General features: G+C 34.5%; 19 protein-coding genes and 1 tRNA gene. 9 read left to right on the top strand and 11 right to left on the bottom strand.

The features are described 5' to 3' along the window. Positions 1–2 precede the first annotated feature (2 nt). Positions 3–2,165, top strand: coding sequence for a molybdopterin cofactor-binding domain-containing protein (locus MM213_RS01530; RefSeq protein ID WP_241409537.1), 2,163 nt, complete (start codon positions 3–5; stop codon positions 2,163–2,165). 272 nt (positions 2,166–2,437) lie between these two features. Here the strand turns inward: MM213_RS01530 and MM213_RS01525 are convergent, their stop codons facing one another. The 5 genes from MM213_RS01525 to MM213_RS01505 form a co-directional block, all read right to left on the bottom strand. Next, positions 2,438–2,587: a hypothetical protein gene (locus MM213_RS01525; RefSeq protein ID WP_241409536.1), complete on the bottom strand. Its 150-nt coding sequence runs from the start codon at positions 2,585–2,587 to the stop codon at positions 2,438–2,440. 122 nt (positions 2,588–2,709) lie between these two features. Further along, positions 2,710–2,910, bottom strand: coding sequence for a hypothetical protein (locus MM213_RS01520; protein ID WP_241409535.1), 201 nt, complete (start codon positions 2,908–2,910; stop codon positions 2,710–2,712). 71 nt (positions 2,911–2,981) lie between these two features. Then, positions 2,982–3,479: a hypothetical protein gene (locus tag MM213_RS01515; RefSeq protein WP_241409534.1), complete on the bottom strand. Its 498-nt coding sequence runs from the start codon at positions 3,477–3,479 to the stop codon at positions 2,982–2,984. Between the two features lie 400 nt (positions 3,480–3,879). Beyond that, complete coding sequence (locus MM213_RS01510; RefSeq protein ID WP_241409533.1) at positions 3,880–4,236, bottom strand: response regulator; 357 nt, start codon at positions 4,234–4,236, stop codon at positions 3,880–3,882. Between the two features lie 354 nt (positions 4,237–4,590). After that, positions 4,591–5,154 carry a DUF4136 domain-containing protein gene (locus MM213_RS01505; protein ID WP_241409532.1) on the bottom strand — a complete coding sequence of 188 codons (564 nt, stop codon included), beginning with the start codon at positions 5,152–5,154 and terminating at the stop codon, positions 4,591–4,593. 341 nt (positions 5,155–5,495) lie between these two features. On the opposite strand from MM213_RS01505, the gene MM213_RS01500 reads away from it, so the two are divergent. The 3 genes from MM213_RS01500 (at position 5,496) to MM213_RS01490 (ending at position 10,964) form a co-directional block, all read left to right on the top strand. Continuing rightward, positions 5,496–6,413: a DUF3078 domain-containing protein gene (locus MM213_RS01500; RefSeq protein ID WP_241409531.1), complete on the top strand. Its 918-nt coding sequence runs from the start codon at positions 5,496–5,498 to the stop codon at positions 6,411–6,413. A gap of 716 nt (positions 6,414–7,129) precedes the next feature. Beyond that, on the top strand, positions 7,130–9,556 hold the full coding sequence (locus MM213_RS01495; protein WP_241409530.1) for a DUF4982 domain-containing protein: 2,427 nt from the start codon (positions 7,130–7,132) through the stop codon (positions 9,554–9,556). A gap of 421 nt (positions 9,557–9,977) precedes the next feature. Further along, positions 9,978–10,964: an MAC/perforin domain-containing protein gene (locus MM213_RS01490; RefSeq protein ID WP_241409529.1), complete on the top strand. Its 987-nt coding sequence runs from the start codon at positions 9,978–9,980 to the stop codon at positions 10,962–10,964. A 120-nt stretch (positions 10,965–11,084) separates the two neighbouring features. Here MM213_RS01490 and MM213_RS01485 read toward each other — a convergent pair whose 3' ends face one another. The 3 genes from MM213_RS01485 to sucC form a co-directional block, all read right to left on the bottom strand. Beyond that, complete coding sequence (locus MM213_RS01485; RefSeq protein ID WP_241409528.1) at positions 11,085–12,038, bottom strand: CobW family GTP-binding protein; 954 nt, start codon at positions 12,036–12,038, stop codon at positions 11,085–11,087. A gap of 811 nt (positions 12,039–12,849) precedes the next feature. Continuing rightward, positions 12,850–12,923 (bottom strand) — tRNA-Arg (locus tag MM213_RS01480). A 51-nt stretch (positions 12,924–12,974) separates the two neighbouring features. Further along, complete coding sequence (gene sucC, locus MM213_RS01475; RefSeq protein ID WP_241409527.1) at positions 12,975–14,186, bottom strand: ADP-forming succinate--CoA ligase subunit beta; 1,212 nt, start codon at positions 14,184–14,186, stop codon at positions 12,975–12,977. 138 nt (positions 14,187–14,324) lie between these two features. Between sucC and MM213_RS01470 the strand changes: the two genes are divergently transcribed. Then, positions 14,325–14,984, top strand: a complete 660-nt coding sequence (locus MM213_RS01470; RefSeq protein ID WP_241409526.1) for an ABC transporter ATP-binding protein — start codon at positions 14,325–14,327, stop codon at positions 14,982–14,984. Between the two features lie 16 nt (positions 14,985–15,000). Here MM213_RS01470 and MM213_RS01465 read toward each other — a convergent pair whose 3' ends face one another. Next, positions 15,001–15,453, bottom strand: coding sequence for a peroxiredoxin (locus MM213_RS01465; protein ID WP_241409525.1), 453 nt, complete (start codon positions 15,451–15,453; stop codon positions 15,001–15,003). 148 nt (positions 15,454–15,601) lie between these two features. Between MM213_RS01465 and MM213_RS01460 the strand changes: the two genes are divergently transcribed. After that, a complete protein-coding gene (locus MM213_RS01460) occupies positions 15,602–16,408 on the top strand; it encodes a DMT family transporter (protein ID WP_241409791.1) in 807 nt (268 codons plus the stop codon). A 65-nt stretch (positions 16,409–16,473) separates the two neighbouring features. Here the strand turns inward: MM213_RS01460 and MM213_RS01455 are convergent, their stop codons facing one another. Then, complete coding sequence (locus tag MM213_RS01455; RefSeq protein WP_241409524.1) at positions 16,474–17,202, bottom strand: hypothetical protein; 729 nt, start codon at positions 17,200–17,202, stop codon at positions 16,474–16,476. A gap of 560 nt (positions 17,203–17,762) precedes the next feature. Between MM213_RS01455 and MM213_RS01450 the strand changes: the two genes are divergently transcribed. Genes MM213_RS01450 through MM213_RS01440 form a run of 3 tightly spaced genes read left to right on the top strand, consistent with a single transcriptional unit; the run spans position 17,763 to position 21,179 of the window. Continuing rightward, entirely contained in the window at positions 17,763–19,244 is a 1,482-nt protein-coding gene (locus MM213_RS01450) for a nicotinate phosphoribosyltransferase (RefSeq protein ID WP_241409523.1), read from the top strand. Next, the gene (gene prs, locus MM213_RS01445) at positions 19,237–20,148 is read left to right on the top strand and encodes a ribose-phosphate diphosphokinase (protein ID WP_241409522.1); all 912 of its coding nucleotides are present in this window, start codon (positions 19,237–19,239) and stop codon (positions 20,146–20,148) included. The genes MM213_RS01450 and prs overlap by 8 nt, the downstream gene beginning before the upstream one ends. Positions 20,149–20,177: 29 nt before the next feature. Further along, entirely contained in the window at positions 20,178–21,179 is a 1,002-nt protein-coding gene (locus MM213_RS01440; protein ID WP_241409521.1) for a zinc-binding dehydrogenase, read from the top strand. Between the two features lie 136 nt (positions 21,180–21,315). Here the strand turns inward: MM213_RS01440 and MM213_RS01435 are convergent, their stop codons facing one another. Further along, positions 21,316–21,648 (bottom strand): tetratricopeptide repeat protein, encoded by a 333-nt coding sequence (locus tag MM213_RS01435; RefSeq protein ID WP_241409520.1) that lies wholly within the window; start codon positions 21,646–21,648, stop codon positions 21,316–21,318. Between the last annotated feature and the right edge of the window lie 75 nt (positions 21,649–21,723).

Genomic DNA, 21,723 nt, shown 5'->3' with positions numbered 1-21,723 from the left:
TCATGGCAGAGATAATTAAAACAAACAGAAGAGATTTCCTAAAATTGGCAGCTACTGCTACAGGTGGATTGTTTATTGGTTTCTACTGGTCGGGCTGTGATTCGCCAAAGATGCAAGTTCTCAGCAATGAAGAAATACTAGCCAAAGCTACAGATTTCAATAGCTTTCTTTCAATTACTCTCGATGGCGATGTAGTCATTTATTCCCCAAATCCTGAATTGGGACAAAACATCAAAACTTCATTTCCAATGGTGGTAGCAGAGGAATTGGATGCTGATTGGTCTAGGGTTAGAGTTTTGCAAGCACCATTGGATACTGATAAATTTGAAAGACAATTGACAGGTGGATCAGGGGCCATGCCACATTCTTGGGAGAGACTAAGGAAAGCTGGAGCAACGGCAAGACACCTTCTTTTGACTGCTGCGGCAACTCGTTTGGAAGTAGATAAGAACTCTCTCACTACAGAAAAAGGAGTGATTTACCATAAATCAAGTGGCAAAAAACTGAATTATGGGGAAGTGGTGCTGGATGCAGCGCAATTGGAAGCTCCGGATGAAGTGATTTTCAAAGACCCAAAAGATTTCAAAATCATAGGAACTCCAATCAAAAATGTGGACAATCAGGAAATGTTTACAGGAAAGCCTCTTTTCGGATTGGATTTTTACAGAGAAGGCATGCTTCATGCAATGGTACAAAGACCACCTTTTGGCATGAAAATCAAATCTGTCGATGATACTGAAGCACGTAATGTCTCAGGAATCCAAGAGGTATTCGTATATGATAATAACGTTGCCCTTGTTGGATCTTCTACTTGGCCGATCATGAAAGCCAAAAAACTCCTGAAAATCTCATATGAACCTGATGGGAATGTAGAAAGTACAGCTGATCATGACCGTATTTTCAAAGAACTTTTAGATTCCAAAGAAGCAAGAGTGATGCGTGAGGATGGTAATGTGGATGTTGCATTCAAAAATGCATCAAAAGTAATCACAAGTGAGTATCAATGCCCATTTTTATCGCATTCTCCAATGGAACCGATGAATTTTTTCGCTCATGTGAAAGAAGATCAAGTTGAGCTTATAGGTCCTACACAAACTCCAGATTCAGCACGAGTTCAGACTGCAAATTTATTGGGTATCCCAAAAGAAAATATTAGTGTGGAAATCACTAGGCTTGGTGGTGGATTTGGAAGGAGATTGAGGGCTGATTATGTGTTAGAAGCTGTGCAAATTTCCAAAAAGATGGAAGCACCTGTAAAAGTGACTTGGAGTAGGGAAGATGATATGACAGGTGGAGCTTATAGACCAGCAGTTAGATATAGATTTTCTGCGGCATTGGATGAGGAGGGGAATATGATAGGCTACAAACTCAGAGGAGTAGGAATGAATGCAGGAAATTCTGTAAGACAGGATAATTTTCCTTCAGGTGCAGTGGAAAATGTATTGATTGAAAATGTCAATTATGAATCTTCGGTAACAACCAATGCTTGGAGAGCGCCGATTACTAATTTCTTGGCTTATGCTGAACAATCATTTTTGGATGAAGTAGCATTAGAAGTTCAAAAGGATCCTGTGAAGTTTAGACTTGATCTATTGCAGAAAGCCAAAAACTCACCGGTTGGGTCAGTCAACTATGATGTGGATAGAATGATCGGAGTGATCAAAGATGTAGCTGAAAAGTCAAATTGGGGAAAAAACAGTAATGTAAAACAAGGATTCTCAGTTTACTTTTCCCATAGATCTTATGTAGCTCAGGTGGCAAATATAGAAATGGAAAACAATCAGCCAGTTCTCAAAAAAATCATCGCAAGTACAGATTGTGGGATCGTAGTAAACCCAACTGGAGCAAATCATCAAGTAAGAGGTGGGATAGTAGATGGAATGGGGCATGCAATGTTCGGAAACCTAACTTTCGAAAATGGACTTCCAAAACAGAAAAACTTTGATTCTTACAGACTAATAAGGATGAAGGAAGTTCCTGAGGTTGAATTACATTATGTAGATAGTGGCTATGATCCAACAGGATTGGGAGAACCAGCATTACCACCTACTGGAGGAGCTATTGCCAATGCAATTTTTGCAGCTACAGGCAGAAGACTAAGAAGTCAGCCTTTTGTAGAGCAAAAAGAATATTCAGATATGAATTTGGAGATTAGGAGAGGGTGATTGTTTATTTGAAATGTGGTATAAGTAGAGCAAAAAGCTTTGCAAAACATAAAAATAAAAAAGTAAAGTTACGAGCCTGATATAGCTTTAAATTTTGTATTAATTTAGTGATCACTAAAAAGCTTAAATCTGTATGGCTAAACTTCAAATATTGATAAGTAGGGGATATTTGATCAATAAAAAAAGCTATCTTTTCCAGAGATAGCTTTTTATTTTTTATATAAAGTGAAATAAGAATCAAGCCTTATTTCTAATTGATCAATGTATACTAATCAATGTTTGTCTTCAGATTTTTTCTTGAATAGAGTACTCCTCACATCTACAGCCGAAATTCCAGCACCTAGGCCAATTAAAATACATACAATCAATAAAAATAATTGTGCACCAGGAGCAATAGGTGAATTGAATATTTGTAATAGCATGATATATTAAGATTAGATTTATTTCAAATAATTTTATGCAAGATAGCACACAGAACTTTTATGACAAAATTGGTTTGTAAAAAAGCAGGATTAAAGAGAAATCCTGCTTTTATTTTGGACAATTAATCTATGTCATCGTCCAAGTCTTCAAAGTCATCATCATCGAAGTCATCATCATCATCGTCGAAATCTATGAAGTTGTCATCGATTAACTCGCTTTCTTCCTCAAGGTCATAAACCTCGTCTTGGAAGTCTTCCGTAAAATCTTCGTCATCTTCTTCGAAATCATCAAAATCATCAAATTCATCTTCTAAATCGTCCATTTTTTGATAATAAATTGTTGCTAAATTGATTGAATGTTTTTGGTAAATACTAAATACCGTAAAATTTTTATTTAAGCCAAGACTGCCTCATCATTATTTTTATGGAACATTTTTATCTCGTTGATATTCAGGTTTATATTTTGTTGCTGCATCCATTTTTCTTCTAATATATTTACCCAAACCTCCATATAAAAGATAACATCTTCTTTAACATTCTTCCTTAAGTTGTTTCTTTTAGAAAGAGGCATTTCTTTTAGAACTTCTGGAGAAGTCAACTTTTCGAGGTGGGCCAAATCTGATAGTGTCAATCCAGCACTTAGAAGTTGGTCAATGACTTCATCCATTGGCAAACCGCTTGTAGGACAATAATCGATTAATTGATCGTTCCAATCCCCGTGCCTTTCCATTGCATATCGATGAATATCTCCTTTTGTATACTGTGTAATTTCTTGTGCCAAGTTTCCGCAATTACAAGCACCCATATGACCCCATTGGTATGTTGCTCCATTTTTTAATTTATCTATTGTTCCTCGAAAAGCTTTTATAAGTTTTAAATTTGCTGTAGCCATGATTTTTTTATGTTTAATCTACCATACAAGGAATATAACTAATCAATCGAGAGCAAGTTTATTTTTTTTATAAAAAATTGTGACGGTTTAATAACAACTTGTTTAGATTAATTTATGATTCTGAAAAATGAGATTAATAAATGGATAATATGAAAAGAAACTTAACAAAATCGAAAGAAATTACTTTGTTGATAGTTAACCGAAGAATTCAACAAAAAAAAATTACACGCTTTGTAAAAGATCTCTAAATGAAATTAAATGGAGTACTAGAAATGACACCAAAATGTGTATTGACGTACAGTACAGTTATAAATAGACTAGTATATTCTCGTGGGTGTTTGTGTAAACCAATACTATCCGAATGTTTTAATTGCTGACACTCAAAAAAAAATTAAATCATTTAATTAAAAATTGTTTTTATATATTTTTTTATCAAAGGTTTTGATAGGTATTGTTTTACCAACGAATAGTTATTTGCTTTGTTGATGTCTCTTTCATCCACAGAACTACTAAGGATATAAACCTCTGGTTTATAATCGTATGGATCAAACTCCTCCAAAAAATCCCAGCCAGTCATTTCAGGCATATTTAGATCCAAAAACAAATAGTTTGGATGAATACTTGAAATATCTTTTAGAGCATCAGTTGCACTTTGAAACTTAAATATTGTGAAAGGAACTTTTATGTTCTTAGAAATAAGTTTTTCAGTCACAAAAGTGCTGATCGGATCATCATCTATGAGTACTATTTTAAGCATTGAAGTGCACAATAGTTGTGGTGAAATACAATAAAATTTATACAAAAATACAAAAATACAGTTAGAAAGCAATAGGTAAACTGCATAAAAATTAATTTATGAGTTGTAATTTATTTTAATATGTATTAAAATTATCTTCAATAGCGCTTGAAAGTGAGTTTTCAAATATAATCATACACGAAATCATTGACGGATTACTGTCGATAGTAGTTGAACTAGAAGGTATATACCTTATTAAAAATTATGGAAATTGTCAACAATCTATTATTGACGATTGTGTGCCTCCGAGTAGTCACCTGATATTTTAATTATAACGAAAATTTAATTTACAATACTTATAAAAGGTATTTGTAATTAATTAGCCTTTACATGATCTTTATAGGCACCCACAACTTTCCTCGCAGATTTTATTAAGTTTTTATTTTTCGACTTAGTTCCACTTGCTTCACTAACTGCTGTTATTGTCATTAGCATTTTATCTTGCTTTGGATCTATATAATCTACGATCAATTGAAGCAATTCATAATTTTTTGTTGAAGTCATATTTTGCCTTCCCATAAATCTAGGGTCAAACATCCATGGGTCCCAAACACGCATTCCCCACATTGGATACTGATTGTTGTATATTTCCCTTTGTCGAGGCTCTTCGTTAGAGCTATATCTGATCACCAACTCTGGGGATTCTCTATCATATATAAGTCCTAATTCTTTCATTTTAATTTCTATCTCATTTGATACTTTTGCATCAAGTAATTCGTCACTAAAACTCTTAACTCCTATTTCTTTATTGACTATAACAAAAGAAGTATATTCTTTGTAGGGTTTAACTTCGGTTCTTTCTTTGAACAACTCTATGGAGCTGCATGATGATAAAAACATGGTTACAAGTGAAAGAAAGATCAGGGTTGCTTTTTGCATATTGTCATTATTTAATCACTAATTCTCAATAAATATATGAACGATAAACTGATATATTTGATTTCCTTTTTTAAATATAGTGGAATATGTGTATCCTCTATCCCATCAATAGCCTTGCAAATTGATTTAATTTTAAGTCATTTGATTCATTAGTAATTAATTGGCCAATAACGATGTTTTGCATGAATTTATTTGATAATTCAACTACTAGGATAATTGTATCGTGCTAGCTGTTAATTAAAGACCAAGAAACAATAGATGGTAAAAGAATCTATATTTGGTTTTAATCTTTATAATTAATTATCATTTTTGTCAAAATTTTAACTTCAAAATCTTTATCAATGAAAAAAATATTTACGATTATAATTTCTTTGACGTTTGGTTATCATAGTTTTAGTCAAGATTTGACTTCGGCGATTGTTGTTGACTCTTTGGCACAGTTGGTTGTAAAAGACACATCATATTGGACAAATGAGTTTAGTGTTGGATTGAATTTCAACCAAGCTGCATTTAGTGGTAATTGGAAAGCAGGGGGTGTCAATTCTGTTGCTTTTGGTTCTATAGCAGCAGGCAAGGCAAATTATGCAAAAGGAAAATTAAGTTGGGACAATCAACTGGAATTGATGTATGGGATTGTAAAAAATGAAGGTCAACAAGTAAGGAAATCTAATGACAGGATATTTTTTGATTCCAAAGTAGGATACAAAGCGAGTAAAAATTGGTCTTACTTTGGTTCATTAAATTTTATGACACAGTTTACTGATGGTTTTGAGTATGGACCGGATGATCAACGCTCTTTGATTTCAGGTTTCTTTTCACCTGCATTTTTGACATCTGGTATTGGTATGGAATATAAGCCCAATAAGGATTTTGCACTAAGAATAGCTCCTTTTTCGCCAAGATTCACATTTGTTTCAGATCCGACTATCATCCAAAATGTACCAACAAACTATGGTGTTCCTGTTGGTCAGAAAGTGAGAACAGAATGGCTAGCATTGCAACTTTATGCTACTTATGATAAAGAAATTACAGAAAATTTGACCGTAAAATCAAGATATCAAATGTTCGCAAATTATGAGACTTTGGCTTTCAAAACTATAGATCACAGGCTAGACGTAACTTTGATTGCCAAGATTACTAGATTTGTAGATGTTACATTCACAAGTATCAATGTTTATGATTTGGATATGGATCCAGGAATTCAATATTCTCAGGCTTTGGCATTAGGTATTTTGTATAAGGTAAGCAACAAAAAGTAGGTGTTTGTACACTTTTTCTGTAAAATATTTTGAATATTATTTTTAAATACTATTTTTGTTCTAATTGTGGTAGTTAAAATAATAGTTGGTTTAGTTTTCATATAAAGGGCAGGAGAGTTTCTCCTGCTTTTTTATTTTTATCACAAATTTTTAATTTAAGCATTCTAATTTTTTTTATCATTATTTACTTTTTTTGTAATTAATTTTAAATAATAATGTTAAGATTTTTTGATATCATAATCAGCTATATCCTTTAGTAGTTAACATATGTATTTGATATCTTGACAATAATCAAATTGTATATCTTTAAGCTAGCTTGGTTCCTTCGAATTTATCACGATGTAATATCAGCTTATATAAATTGACTTTAGTATGTAAGTACAGGATGGTTGATTGATTTTCTATTTTTAATTTTGATTGTGATCTGCCTTCTTTCCGTTTCCATGCAAATAACATCCTATATTAAAGCAAATGATTTAATACTTATAGTAATGGACTATATTCTGTATCTGTTCATTAACGTATTTACCCTAGCATCAAAATACCGAGTTCAGCTGCCATTCAAGGTGTGATTTAAGGTTTACGATTATCCGCAATGATACCAAAAATCGCGTTAATAATCGTCGAAGGTCGATAGCAGCTGAATTTAAGGTATTTACCTAGTTTAGTGTGGTTACTGATGAGAAAGTTAAAGAATTAACAAATTTAAATAATCTATGAAAAGCACATTATTTTCTTTTTTTGTTATCCTAATTGTTGTTAATCAATCTTTTAGTCAAACTAGAGAGGTTTTAGAATTGAAAAACTGGAAGTTTTATCAGGGTGATGTAAGCCATGCGAGTCAGTTGAATTTTGATGATTCTGAGTGGGAGCAAGTAATTGTTCCCCATGATTGGGCCATTAAAGGCCCATTTGATAAGGAAATTGATCTTCAGGTAGTCAAAATAGAGCAAAACAATGAAACTATTGCAACTGAGAAAACAGGTAGAACAGGCTCTTTGCCTTTTATTGGAGTAGGATGGTATAGAACAAAAATCGTGAGACCCGATTATGATACAGATAAGCAAGTGATTTTGACATTTGATGGAGCAATGTCCAATGCAGAAGTTTATGTAAATGGTCGAAAGATAGGTAATAGGCCTTATGGCTACAGTTACTTTTTTTTTGACATTTCAAAGGAACTGAAAGTAGGCAGTGAAAATGTAATAGCAGTGAGATTAGAAAACAAGGCGTTTTCATCAAGGTGGTATCCAGGAGCTGGGATTTATCGAAAGGTCAAAATGATCACTAAAGACATAGCGAGTTTCAAGCATTGGGGACATTTCATTACTACACCTTATATAAATGATAGTATTGCCAAAATCAATATCAAATCCCAAGTACATGGAGAAAATATCGTTATAAAAACTTTTATCAAAGATGAGAAAGGGAATGTGGTGGTAGAAAATGTTGCTAATCAGAGGTTTGGTGATGAAATTGAGCAAAGTATTTCTTTAATGAATCCAAAGAAATGGGATATCGAAACGCCATATTTGTATACAGCAGAAATGGAGCTTTATCAGGATGATATTTTGAAAGATAATGAATCAATTACTTTTGGAGTTAGAGAGATCAAGTATAGTTCTGAAGTAGGTTTTGAATTGAATGGGAAGGTGGTAAAGTTCAAAGGCGTATGCCTTCATCATGATCTAGGCCCTTTGGGTGTTGCTGTCAATAAATCTGCGCTAAGGAGGCAGCTCAGAATATTGAAAGACCTTGGAGTGAATGCTATCAGGTCATCCCATAATATGCCTTCAATAGAACAGCTAGAACTATGTGATGAAATGGGTTTTTTGTTTTTGGCAGAGAGTTTTGATGAATGGAAAAAGCCAAAAGTAAAGAATGGATACAATTTATACTTTGATGAATGGGCTGAGAAGGATATTGTTGATTTAGTTCATGCCACAAGGAATCATCCAAGCATAGTAATGTGGAGTGCAGGAAATGAAGTCCCTGATCAATGGGGGAGTGATGGTGTGAAGCGTGCTAAGTGGATTCAAGATATTTTTCATAGAGAAGATTCTACCAGACCAGTTACTGTAGGCATGGATCAAGTTAAAGCAGTAATGGAAAATGGATTTGGTGCAATATTAGATGTTCCAGGGTTAAATTATAGAGTTCATTTATACGAAGATGCCTATAAACTTTTTCCCCAAGGGATGATTTTGGGATCAGAAACTGCCTCTACAGTAAGTTCACGTGGTGTTTATAAATTTCCTGTCGAAATTGGGTTCAATAGAATTCATGATGATTTGCAAAGTTCGTCTTATGATGTTGAATATTGCAGTTGGTCTAATTTACCTGACGATGATTTTGTTTTGCAGGATGATAAGCCATGGGTGATTGGAGAATTTGTTTGGACTGGTTTTGATTACTTGGGTGAGCCAACACCTTATGATAATTTCTGGCCTTCTCGGAGTTCATATTTTGGTATTTTGGATTTGGCTGGAATTCCCAAAGACAGATACTACCTATATCGAAGTAGATGGAATAAAAAGGAGGAAACATTGCATATTCTGCCTCATTGGAATTGGAAAGGAAGGGAAAGGGAAAAGACACCTGTCTTTGTATATACAAATTATGAATCGGCAGAGCTTTTTGTAAATGGTAAAAGTCAAGGAGTCCAAAGGAAAAATAACACTTCAAACCTGCACAGATACAGATTGATGTGGATGGATGTGAAGTATGAACCAGGCGAAGTGAAAGTTGTGGCGTTTGATGAAAATGGAAAAGCAGTTGCAGAAAAGTTCATAAGGACATCAGGGAAAGCACACAGTATTCTACTTGAAGCAGATAGAAAGGTGATAAATGCTGATGGGGAAGATTTAAGTTTCATTACTGCCACTATAGTTGATAGGAGAGGAGTTCCTGTTCCTGATGCTATGGAGAGGTTAAGCTTTGTGGTGTCTGGTAATGGTTCATTCAAAGCTGTTTGTAATGGTGATGCTACATCTCTAGAAGTGTTTCATAATCCTGCAATGAAAACTTTCAATGGAAAACTTGTAATAATTGTACAGTCATCCGAAATAGAGGGAGATATAAAGGTTACTGTCTCAGGCAAAGGACTCAAAACTAGCGTGATTGATTTAAGTAGTAAAAAATAAATCTAGGTTATTTTTTTAATCATGACTCTTTCTAAGAACCATACAAATAAGTTGAGTAATAATCAATCGAATTATAAAACTTGTACAATGTCTTAGATAAAGATCGTCCACTATATAATGTCTCTTTTTGCCTAAAGTACAATTTTAGAGCACTCATTTGGAATTATGTATACCCGCGTTCATAACCGTAGCCACATTAAATTAGGTATATACCTTGAGTTCAGCGGCTGCCGACTGTTGACGGTTGTCTACATGATTTCATTTTCCTTTGACTAGATAATGACACTTTTGATTAACTAATTTTTGTTTTAAATGTTTGTTAATTATTTATTTAAATATTAAATTAGTGAAATAAACATTACTTATTTGATTAAATATAATTTTGATTATATATTATTTAACTTTAAAAGTTATTTTAACTATGAAAAAATCTATTTATACAATTTTAGCTTCTGTAATATTGACAGCTTGTCTGGTAGAACCAAAGCCAGAGGATAGTTTAATTGAAGAGTTGAGAACTGAGAAGGAAACTCTACTAATACGATCTTTTGATGAGTCTAGAACTGAACCAGTTGATTATAGTTTTTTGGGATATGGTTTTGATGTTAGAGGGGAATTTGCAGGAATAAGTTCTGTAAAGAGCAAGATTTTTGATTTAGAAAAACTTGCTGAGGAAAACAGTGCGCTTATAGATATTGTAGAGACAAACCAACAGGCAGGTAAAATCGATATAACAGCAGTAAATAGAAATGAATTTTTGATGGGTCTTTCTGATAATTTTGAATCGACTAGAGGACTTAGTGTGTTTAGTGGGACAATAGATGCGTATTTTCCGGATAGTTTAATTTCTGAAGATAATGTTTTTGCATCTTGGACTTTGACAAGGTTGTTTAAAAACATCAGCATTGACCTTGAAGGGTCTGAATTTTTAACGCAAGAGTTTACTAATGACCTGCAAAATAAAAATCCAGAAGAATTGGTTGATAAGTATGGTACACATTTTATTAACAATGTACTTTTGGGGCATAAACTGACTATCATGTACAGTTCAGAAACTGAAAATCCCGATAAGGAAGATGCTGCTATTTTGGGACTATCGGTTGCCATGAGAAATATTTTTGATATTGGATCTGGTTCTGTAAAACATGTGAATGCAGTTTTAGCAGAAGGAAATTTTTCTCAAATTTTAAGCTATAAAGCAGTTGGAGGTGATTCAACACAAATGCTTCAAACAGAAGGTGATGAAGATGATTTTCCAAAAGTTGATATACAACCTTGGCTTAACACCCTTGAAGAGGAAAATATGACTTTTATTGGTAAGGAAATTCTTCCTTTGTATGAGCTCATACAAGATGAAACATTGAAAACTGAAGTTAAAAATTATATTGAAAACTTATTTGACACCTAAAAGGTGCTCTCTTCTAAATTTGTTGACACCATGGATAACTTAATTTACATAGATCATTAAAATGTATTAGATAATCCTATTCTTAGTAATGAGGCTGCGCACATGGTTACATCAAGAGTCTTAGTACTTTACAGTTGAGTAGAGATTCCTGAGAATTCGCTCCAATCCTTGTCTCTCAATATTCCTTCCAATAAACACCAAAACAGGTTGAGGGTCTTCGCCCTCAAGGTATTCATGTTTGGTGAGTGAAACCTTATTTCCAGTTGATTGTACTAAGATAATATCATCAGACCCCTCAATTTTTGCAAATCCCTTAATCCTATATATTTGATTGTAATGCAAGAACATCGTTACAGTTAAAGCAGCGTATAGCTTGTCTTTATCAAATGGATTGACAACTTCAATAGCAATGCTTTTCATTCCATGACCATTTTTGCTCTCTCTACTTTCAAAATCAAGTCTGTTAAATTCGTTGATGTTCTTTGTAGAATCAAAGAAACCTTTTTCAATAACACCGAATTTTGAGCTTGTGATCTTGGCAAAAGGATTAATTTCCGAAATGTGCCTTTTAATCATGCTTATATAAGAAGACTGCACCATATCTTCTTTATTGATTATTATATAATCAGCAGCTACCAATTGCCTGGTGATTTCAGGTATCTCTGTCACCCTTTCTTCAAAATTCTCAGCATCCACAATTACTATTATTGATTGGAGGTCAAAGAATTTCATTATATCCTCTCTTTTGAATATCGATGCAAGCATACCTGCATCAGCCACTCCTGAAGCCTCAATGTATAGATTCTCGGGTAAGTTTTCTGCCATGATCATTTGCTCTAATACAGCTATTAACTCTGTATCTAAAGAACAGCAAATACAGCCATTATTTAGCTCAAAAAGTTGATTGTAGTTTTTTTTTACGAGTGCGTTGTCTATTGACGTGCTTCCGAATTCATTTTCTATTACAAAGTTCACCTTGCCTTTTTGCTGTTCAAGTAGGGTGTTCAAAAATGTTGTTTTTCCTGACCCCAAGAAGCCTGTTAGCAATGTGAATTTGATTTTTGGTTTATTCATTTTTTTATTTTTTGACTATATAAACGCAACTATGTTGCAATTTAATTAGATGTCTATTTATATCATAGTATTATATATGATTTTAGTGTTCTTTATTGTAATACATGTTAAAGTCCACTAGTTTCGATTAAAAAGACATTTTTACTTCAATCTTTTCAACCTTCTCTTTACTAATCATCTTACATTGTCGAAAAGTAGAATCTGTGATGATAAATTTTTCAATTTTCAACTTTTTCGGATCATCATAAATGTATATTCTCAAGAAACTAGAATATATTTCTACTAAAGCTTACTTGGCATCGATCGAGAGGAAAATTAAAAAATTGAATGAGTATTCTCTGAGGGAATTTTGAACTAGATTTAACAAGGATATTTATGTAAAACTGATACTTTGTGAAATGTATGGGATTTCACTGCTTTATTGAAAGTGAAATATTGAAAAAAAATCAAATCACAGTATCTTATGAAGAAAGCTTTTTGTAAGGTATTAATACAAAAAAAAACACCAAGTCAACACTATTTTTGTAAAGCTCAGTGAGGTTTCCCTTACAGAAAAGTTATAGTATTTATTGTATAGCTCTTGTCTGTAATATTGATTTTATGCTAACGCATTTAATGGTTGTTGAATTGAGAAGTAAGAGCTTGATTGCGTGGATATGCATGTAAGATCTTGATATTTTAAAAATCAAAGAGCTTAAAAAAAAGTACTTCTATTGCTTAATTTGGCGCTTTTTAGCTTTTTCTTACTTTCTTAAATCTCAGGAAATCGAATTGGGAAAATCAATTTTGAAAGATCTAATGGTAACTTTAGTGCGCTCGGAAGGATTCGAACCCTCAACCCTCAGAGCCGAAATCTGATATTCTATCCAGTTGAACTACGAGCGCAAGAAAAGGGATTGAACAAATTTCAATCCCTTCCATATTAATATTTATAACTTAGGCAATAGCCTCTTTTACTTTCTCAGCAGCTTCTTTCAAAGTGATCGCAGAAGAAACTTTCAATCCTGATTCATCGATGATTTTCGCACCTTCTTCAGCGTTTGTTCCTTGCAATCTCACAATGATTGGCACTTGAATGTCACCAATAGACTTGTAAGCTTCTACCACACCATTTGCAATTCTGTCACATCTTACGATACCACCGAATACATTGATAAGGATAGCTTTTACATTTGGATCTTTCAAAATAATTCTAAATCCAGCTTCTACAGTAGTAGCATTTGCCCCGCCACCTACATCTAGGAAGTTAGCCGGTTCACCACCAGAAAGCTTGATCATATCCATAGTTGCCATCGCAAGACCAGCTCCGTTTACCATACAACCTACGTTTCCGTCAAGTTTTACATAGTTCAAACCTGATTCAGCAGCTTCTACTTCCAAAGGATCTTCTTCAGCAATATCTCTCATTGCCGCAAGATTCTTTTGTCTATATAGTGCATTGTCATCTATGTTAACTTTAGCATCTACAGCTAGAATTTGATCATCTGAAGTCTTCAATACAGGATTGATTTCAAATTGAGAAGAATCAGTTCCTTCATAAGCTGCATAAAGAGCAGTGATAAATTTCACCATTTCTTTGAATGCATTTCCTTCAAGACCAAGTTTGAAAGCTACTTTTCTAGACTGGAAACCTTGCAGACCAACTTTAGGATCTATCCATTCCTTGATGATTTTTTCAGGAGTTTTTTCTGCAACTTCCTCGATGTCCATACCACCTTCTGTAGAAGCCATGATCACATTGCAACCTTTAGCTCTGTCCAAAAGGATAGATAGATAATATTCTTTTGGTTCTGAAGCACCAGGATAATAAACATCCTGAGCAACTAGTACCTTATTTACTTTTTTACCTTCAGGACCTGTTTGGATTGTCACCAAAGTACCTCCAAGGATGTTTTTGGCTTTTTCAGCTACATCTTCCAATTTTTTGGCAAGAACCACACCGTTAGAATCTGTTTCCTGAACTTTGCCCTTACCACGTCCACCGGCATGGATTTGTGCTTTGATCACATACCATGAAGTGCCTGTCTCTGCATTGAGTTTTTTGGCCGCTTCAAGTGCTGCTTCAGGGGTATCAGCTACGATTCCTTCCTGAATTTTTACACCATAACTTTTTAAAACTTCTTTTGCTTGATATTCGTGTATATTCATCCTTGTGAAATTTTTGCACGAAGTTAAGGCCTTCAACTCGATTTTTCAAGTTAAAAACAGTCTGTTTTGGTAAATATTTAGCAATTTTGACGGAATACTTCTTATTGGTTGTAATTTTGAATGTTTTAAAACTTGACTATGCTGGTAGCAAAAGGAATAGAGAAATATTATGGTGATCTGCATGTGCTTAAGGGAGTGGATGTTATGATCAATCAGGGTGAAGTCGTTTCTATCGTAGGGGCTTCGGGTGCAGGAAAAAGCACACTTTTGCATATTTTAGGGACTTTGGATGAAGCCGACAAGGGTGAAGTAAAAGTTGGAGAAACCAATGTCACAAAACTCAAAGGAGATAAATTGGCGGAGTTTAGAAATAGGGAAATTGGTTTCATTTTTCAATTTCACAACCTTTTGCCCGAGTTTACGGGCGCAGAGAATATCATCATTCCAGGTTTGATCGCCGGAAGAAATGAAAAAGAACTTAAAACTAGGGCAAAAGAACTTGCCACAATCCTCGGAGTGGAAGGAAGATTGCAGCACAAGCCTTCGGAGCTTTCTGGAGGAGAACAGCAAAGAATCGCTGTAGCACGAGCGTTGATCAATGACCCTAAAATCATTTTTGCAGATGAACCAAGTGGAAATCTTGATTCAAAGAGTGCACAGGATTTACACGAATTGTTTTTTAGACTTCGAGATGAATTTGGTCAGTCATTTGTAATTGTCACCCACAACCAAGAACTGGCAGAAATGGCAGATAGAATGCTGACGATGCAAGATGGGAAAATTGTTTCGGGGCTTTAAATAAATACTAAATGTCCTACTTCCTTTTCAATACTTCCAACATCTCGTTGACATGCTTTTTTGACTCAAACATGTCTGAATATGCACCTTGCACAATATGATTGCTATCAAGTAAATAGGTGATTCTTTTAGGCATTCTGACTAAAGGAATTAAAGCGTCATAAGCTTTGCAAACATCTCCTTTTCCGTCACTTAATAGCTCAAAGGGTAATTTAAATTCTTTTTGGAACTTAAGATGGGTTTCGATTGAATCCCGACTGATGCCATAGACAGGTATATCGAGATCTCTAAATGCTGCAAATTGATCTCTAAAATCACAAGCTTCAGCAGTACACACTCGGGTGAAGTCCTTAGGATAAAAATAGATGATGCAAGATTTTCCTGCTGCATCTTTATTTAATGTGAAATCATTTCCTGATGTGGAAGGTAAAGTAAAGTTTGGTGCTTTTTGACCTATTTTGAGTGCCATGATTTTTGGATGAAATTTAAATACCAAACCATAAAACAGAAAAAAGGTTCCACAGAATTTTTTATGGAACTAATCCCCATCGATAAGGTTTTATCTAGAAATCCGAATTTAAATATTTCAAGTTTTGAGTAAAAAAAGTGTTCAACACATGCTATTGGCAGGATTTCTATTTTCACTGATGAATGTAGCAGTGAAATTAGTACCGCACATTCCTGCAATAGAGATTATACTTTTTCGATCTGTCATGAGTTTTTTTATGACCTATTTTGCATTGAAAAGACTCAACATACCTCTTTTGGGAAATAATAGGTCTTTGTTGATCATTAGAGGTATAGCAGGTTCTGTTGGTCTGATCGCATTTTTTTACAATCTTCAAACGATCCCTTTGGCAAGTGCGGTGACGATAAATTACCTAGCTCCGATATTTACCACCATCTTGGGGATTTTTATAGTTAAAGAAAAAGTAGCTAAGCGCAAATACATTTATTTCGGGATCTCTTTCCTAGGAGTGGTCATTATCGAAGGTTTTGATCCAAGGATTAGTGCATTTGACTTGGGTATTGGATTGATCGCTTCCTTGGCAATGGGTGTGGCTTACAATGTGATCAGAAGATTGAAAAATTCAGAACATCCACTAGTTATTATGTTCTATTTCCCTTTGATTACGACCCCAATTGCTGCTGTTGTTTCCTACTTTTTTTGGGTAATGCCTACTGGCTGGGATTGGTTGATTTTGGTGATTGTTGGTGTTTTGACTCAGGCAGCCCAATATTTTATGACTTTGGCATATCAGAATGCAAATCTTTCCAAAGTGGCAAGTTTGAGCTATGTAGGAATCATCTATGCGCTGAGTTTTGGTTTTTTGATTTTTGATGAGACATATAGTTTGATTACTTATATGGGGATGGTGCTGGTTTTGGCTGGAGTGATTTTGAATGTAACTTCGAAAAAGTAAAAACACCTATTCATTTTTAGGAAAGAATAGGTGTTTATATATGGATTCTAAAACTGCTTTTATTTCTAATTTTTCAATTCGATTTCGATATCTGCAAATTTATCTATATTATCACTTACTCTTTTGTAAATGTTCCTATTTGTATTCCTATTGATAAGTAAAGTTCCATTTACCAATTCTGCATTCTCAAAATCAGCGTCTGATATTCCTCTAAACCAATTATTCGCATTGATTTCGAACAATACAAGTGGATTATTCATCGCATCAATTGTGAAAAATTGACCTTCACCTTCAATTTCAACTTCGAAATCAATGTCGTCACCAAAATATTCATAAATCAATGGTGCTGTGGATCCATCAGAAAATGAATACGTGCCTTCTATAAATATTGAAGGTTCGTTTCTGTAATCAATCAAGTCTAATTCTATTTCAATCTCCCTATACTCACCTGCTTCGATATTGATTATAAAATCTGTGGACTCGTCGAATTCGTTAAAGGTGATTTTTCTGATATCGTTGAATTCGATTTCAAATTCTTTGGAGAAATTTCCTGACTCATTCCTTCCTTCGACTTCTAATTCCAATTCCTTGATTTGAATGAAACCACTTTCAATAGTCAGATTACTGTTTGCAACTCTACCATTTTGAGACGATTGAGTTCCATTGTTTAAAACAAAGGCAAAGCCAAGTTTCCCTTCACCGCTTCCAAGCGGATCATCTTCATTGTTGCAAGAGGTAAAGCCAATTGCTAACGCAAGCGTTAGGACTTTAAGGATGTTTTTAGAAATTTTCATATCACTTTGGTTTTTTAATGCTATAATTCAAGGTGTTTGAATTAAATTTTATTGATGGTGAAAATTAATTTTCAAGAACCGTACTAGTTTTTTAACAATTTTTCACATTATAAACAAAGGGTATATAAAAATGTATATGCGAAATTAATTTGTGATCAAGTTGCATTTACCTGTCTTTAAATTTCTGAAAAAATCATAAAAAGTATAATTGGGCAAATCCTTGCATTGGTCTAAACTTTACAAATTTTCAAAACTTGAAACACCCTAATCAGTTTTTCCAATACGTAATTATTTCTTTGCTTTTGTGAATTAAGGAAAAAAGAGATGATTACTGCTATATTTGAGAATTCCAAAGCTGAAAGTAATTTGAAAGTTATGTGTAATACTGATTTAAATATCTTTTTTTTTGAGTGAATTGATTTGGATTTATTCTAAATTTGGATTTTTAGGATAATCTAACAAAGGATAGTGCAAAAGCATGATATTTAAATTAAAAGCCTGCTTTATTAGCTATGAAAAACAGAACCTATAAAACTTAATCCAGCCAAAGTTTAAAAATAATGAAAATCACAAAAGACCTATACCAAGGTTCCTTGGCACTGTTGACAGACTTTTACCAACTCACAATGGCATATGCCTATTGGAAATCTGGAAAGGCAGAGCAAGAAGCTATTTTTAATCTTTTTTTTAGAAAAAATCCCTTCCAAAGTGGTTTTACAATTGCCGCAGGTCTCGAATATGTAATAGATTTCTGTAATAATTTCACTTTCAACAAAGGTGATTTGGACTATTTGAGTGAGATGAAAAACACTGATGGAACGGTTGTCTTTGAGTCGGATTTCATTGAATATTTGAGAGAAATGAGATTCACTTGCGATGTGGAAGCAGTGGAAGAAGGAACAGTTATTTTCCCTCACACACCTTTGATCAAAGTCAAAGGGCCACTGATCCAATGTCAGCTTTTGGAAACTGCTTTGTTGAATATTACCAATTTCCAAACTTTGATAGCTACAAAAGCGGCGAGGGTAGTTTTTGCTGCAAAAGGAGACTCCGTTTTAGAGTTTGGTTTGCGTCGGGCACAAGGGATAGATGGAGCATTGGCAGCAAGTAGAGCTTCATTTATAGGGGGATGTTCTGCCACAAGTAATGTGATGGCAGGGAAATTATTTGGAATTCCGGTATCAGGAACGCATGCACACAGCTGGATTATGTCTTTCGATACAGAGCTTGAGGCATTTTATGCGTATGCAGATGCTTTTCCTGAAAAATGTGTGTTTTTGGTTGATACTTATGATACGATCAATGGGATCAAAAATGCGATCGAAGTTGGCAAAGTTTTGAGGGAAAAGGGAAAAGAAATGGTAGGAGTCAGAATTGATTCTGGAGATTTGGCCTATTTTAGTAATATAGCCAGGGAAATGCTCGATGAAGGTGGGTTTCCTGATGCCAAAGTGGTTGCTAGCAATGATCTAGATGAACATATTATAACCTCATTGAAAGCCCAAGAAGCTTCTATAGACGTATGGGGAGTGGGAACTAAACTGGTGACAGCATACGATCAGCCTGCTTTGGGTGCAGTTTACAAATTGGCAGCTATAAAGGATCAAAATGGCAATTGGGAACCCAAAGTGAAAGTTTCCCAACAATCCATTAAGATCAATATCCCTGGCGATCATGATGTCATCAGGTTTTCTAAAAATGGAAAAGCAGTAGCAGATATGATCTATTTGAAAGAAGAGCAAGCCAAGAAAAATATTTATACGATTATTGATCCTATCGATCCTACAAAAAGAAAAAAGATCAATGGGGAGCATATAGATCAAACAATTCTTTTGAAGCCTATTTTCAAGAACGGGATACAAGTATATGATCCGCCTGCTATCGAAAAGATCAAAGAAAACACCCAAAAGAATCTTCAATTTTTTGACAAAACCCATAAAAGGTTAGTCAATCCACATATATACCCTGTTGGTTTGGAAGAAAAACTATATCAACTGAGAACAGATTTGGTATTTAAAATGAAAAATTACGACCATGAATAAGAAGATTATTTTCTCGATACAGTCATATTGTTATTTACGAGATAGGGTATTAATGCTAGGAGATTTTGATAAAGGAGAAATCGAAGTGAAGCAGTTTCCAGATGGGGAAAGGTATCAGCGGATATTGACTGATGTATATGAAAGGGATGTGGTATTGATTGGTGGTACGATTTCAGATTCCGATACATTGGAAATCTATGATTTAGCCTATGCATTGATTAAATATGGGGCGAAATCAATATTTATTGTTTTCCCATACTTCGGTTATTCTACTATGGAAAGGGCGATCAAAAAAGGAGAGGTTGTTACCGCAAAGTCAAGAGCCGTGATGTTTTCGTCTTTGCCAAGGACAAGTCAAGGCAATCACTTTATGTTTTTTGATTTACATTCAGAAGGAATTCCCCATTATTTCGAGGGTCAGGTATTGATCAATCATGTCTATTGCAAATCAATTGTTACAAGAGTTGCTCAAGAATTAGCTTCTAAAGATTTTGTAATGGCCTGTACAGATGCTGGCAGGGCAAAATGGGTAGAGTCTTTGGCAAACGACATGGGGGTAAATGCTGCTTTTGTATTCAAAAGGAGAATCTCGGGAGAAGAAACGGAGGTTACGAGCATTTCTGCTGATGTAGAAGGTAAAGATGTAGTGATATATGATGACATGATTCGTACTGGAGGCTCTTTGATTAGTGCAGCCAAGGCATACAAAGATGCTGGGGCCAACAAGATCTTCACCATTACGACTCATGGTTTGTTTACCAATGATGCGCTTCAAAAAATTCAAGACTCAGGAGTGATTGAAAAAGTAATTGCTACAGATACTCATGTCAATTGCAATAGCATAGATTTGGATATTCTCAGAATAGAAACAGTGGCTGATTTGATAGTAGAAGAGTTGAAATGACATTCAATAAACCCAAAAGTATAACAAAAATGAAATCAATAGTTCTAAACAGTGCATTAGAAAACAAAATAGAAATCAAAGAAATAGAAATACCAAAGCTTGGAGCAAATGAAGTTTTGGTGCAAATCCGCGCAGCAGCACTCAATCATAGAGATGAATGGTGCAGACAGGGCTTGTATCCAGGGTTGAAGGACGGAGTTGTAATGGGTTCAGATGGGGCAGGGGTGATTTCAGTTGTAGGCGAGAACGTTGATAAAAAAAATATTGGAAGAGAAGTGATCATCAACCCAGCGATGCATTGGGGAGAAAATCAAAAAGCCCAAGGTAAGGAATTCATGATTTTAGGAATGCCCGAAAATGGCACTTTTGCTGAGTATGTAAAAGTGAATTTTGATAGGATTCATGATAAACCAAAAAATCTAAATTGGGAACAAGCGGCAGCATTGCCACTGGGAGGCTTGACTGCATACAGGGCCGTAATGGTACAAGGGAGACTTCAAAAAGGCGAAAAAGTATTAGTTACAGGTTTTGGAGGAGGAGTAGCACAATTTGCGGCGCAATATGCTTTAGCCAAAGGGGCCGAAGTCTATGTGAGTAGTAGTTCTAGCGAAAAACTAGATGTCGCCACAAGACTTGGGGCAAAAGGCGGTTTCAATTACAGAAATGAAAATTGGACAAATGAAGCATTGAAAATGACAGGTGGATTTGACCTGATTATCGACAGTGCTATGGGTGATACACTGGGGAATTTGATAAAAGTCACAAAGCCGGGGGGTAAGATAGTGTTTTATGGAGCTACAAAAGGGAACCCTAAAGATGTGGATGCAAGGAAAGTGTTTTGGAGTCAAATCCACTTGATAGGAAGTACAATGGGGTCAGATCAAGATTTTAGTGAGATGTTGGAATTCGTAGAAGAAAATGAAATTTTGCCTGTAATAGACTTTGTATTTGGTGTAGAAGAAGCTGTGGCAGCTTTTGACCGTATGAAATCTGGCCAACAACTAGGTAAAATCATAATCAAATTTAGATAGCTAAAACAATCTATAACCATATTTCCTTTATGAAAACCAACTTTTTGAAAGTGAAATTGAGATACTATCTTGAAGATTTTGTTGGAATCATTTGATAAAAAACTTCAAGAGTAAAGCTTTGACTATTTACAAAAGTTTAGATTAAATCTTGATCAAAAAGGAAGTTTTGGTAAGAATTTTGAAGCTCTCTCAATGCGTGTGAATTTTGTTGTAACTTGGCTAAAGAAATACCATCTTCGTATATCTTTTTAGCTTCATCTATCAGATTCAAATCTGAACAAAGAGCAGCGGCATGATAATAGGTAGGCAGGTAAACCTTGTGGTCATTTAAGAGTTTATTAAAATAGTGAAGTGCCATTTGGGGATCTTCATTTCTGAATTCCAAGGCTAGAGCATACCAATTGAAAGGATTTTCGGGTTCTGATTCTGCATAACTTTTGAGAGTTTCGATGCGGGACAAATTGCTCATGAATTCTTTTTTTAATTAAAGGCTTAATCACTAAATTCACGCAATTTAAATAAATTAAATAACCTAAATATACAT

The organism is Belliella alkalica, from assembly GCF_022549785.1.
Lineage (GTDB): Bacteria > Bacteroidota > Bacteroidia > Cytophagales > Cyclobacteriaceae > Belliella > Belliella alkalica.
This window is presented reverse-complemented; position numbering and strand designations above follow the sequence as displayed.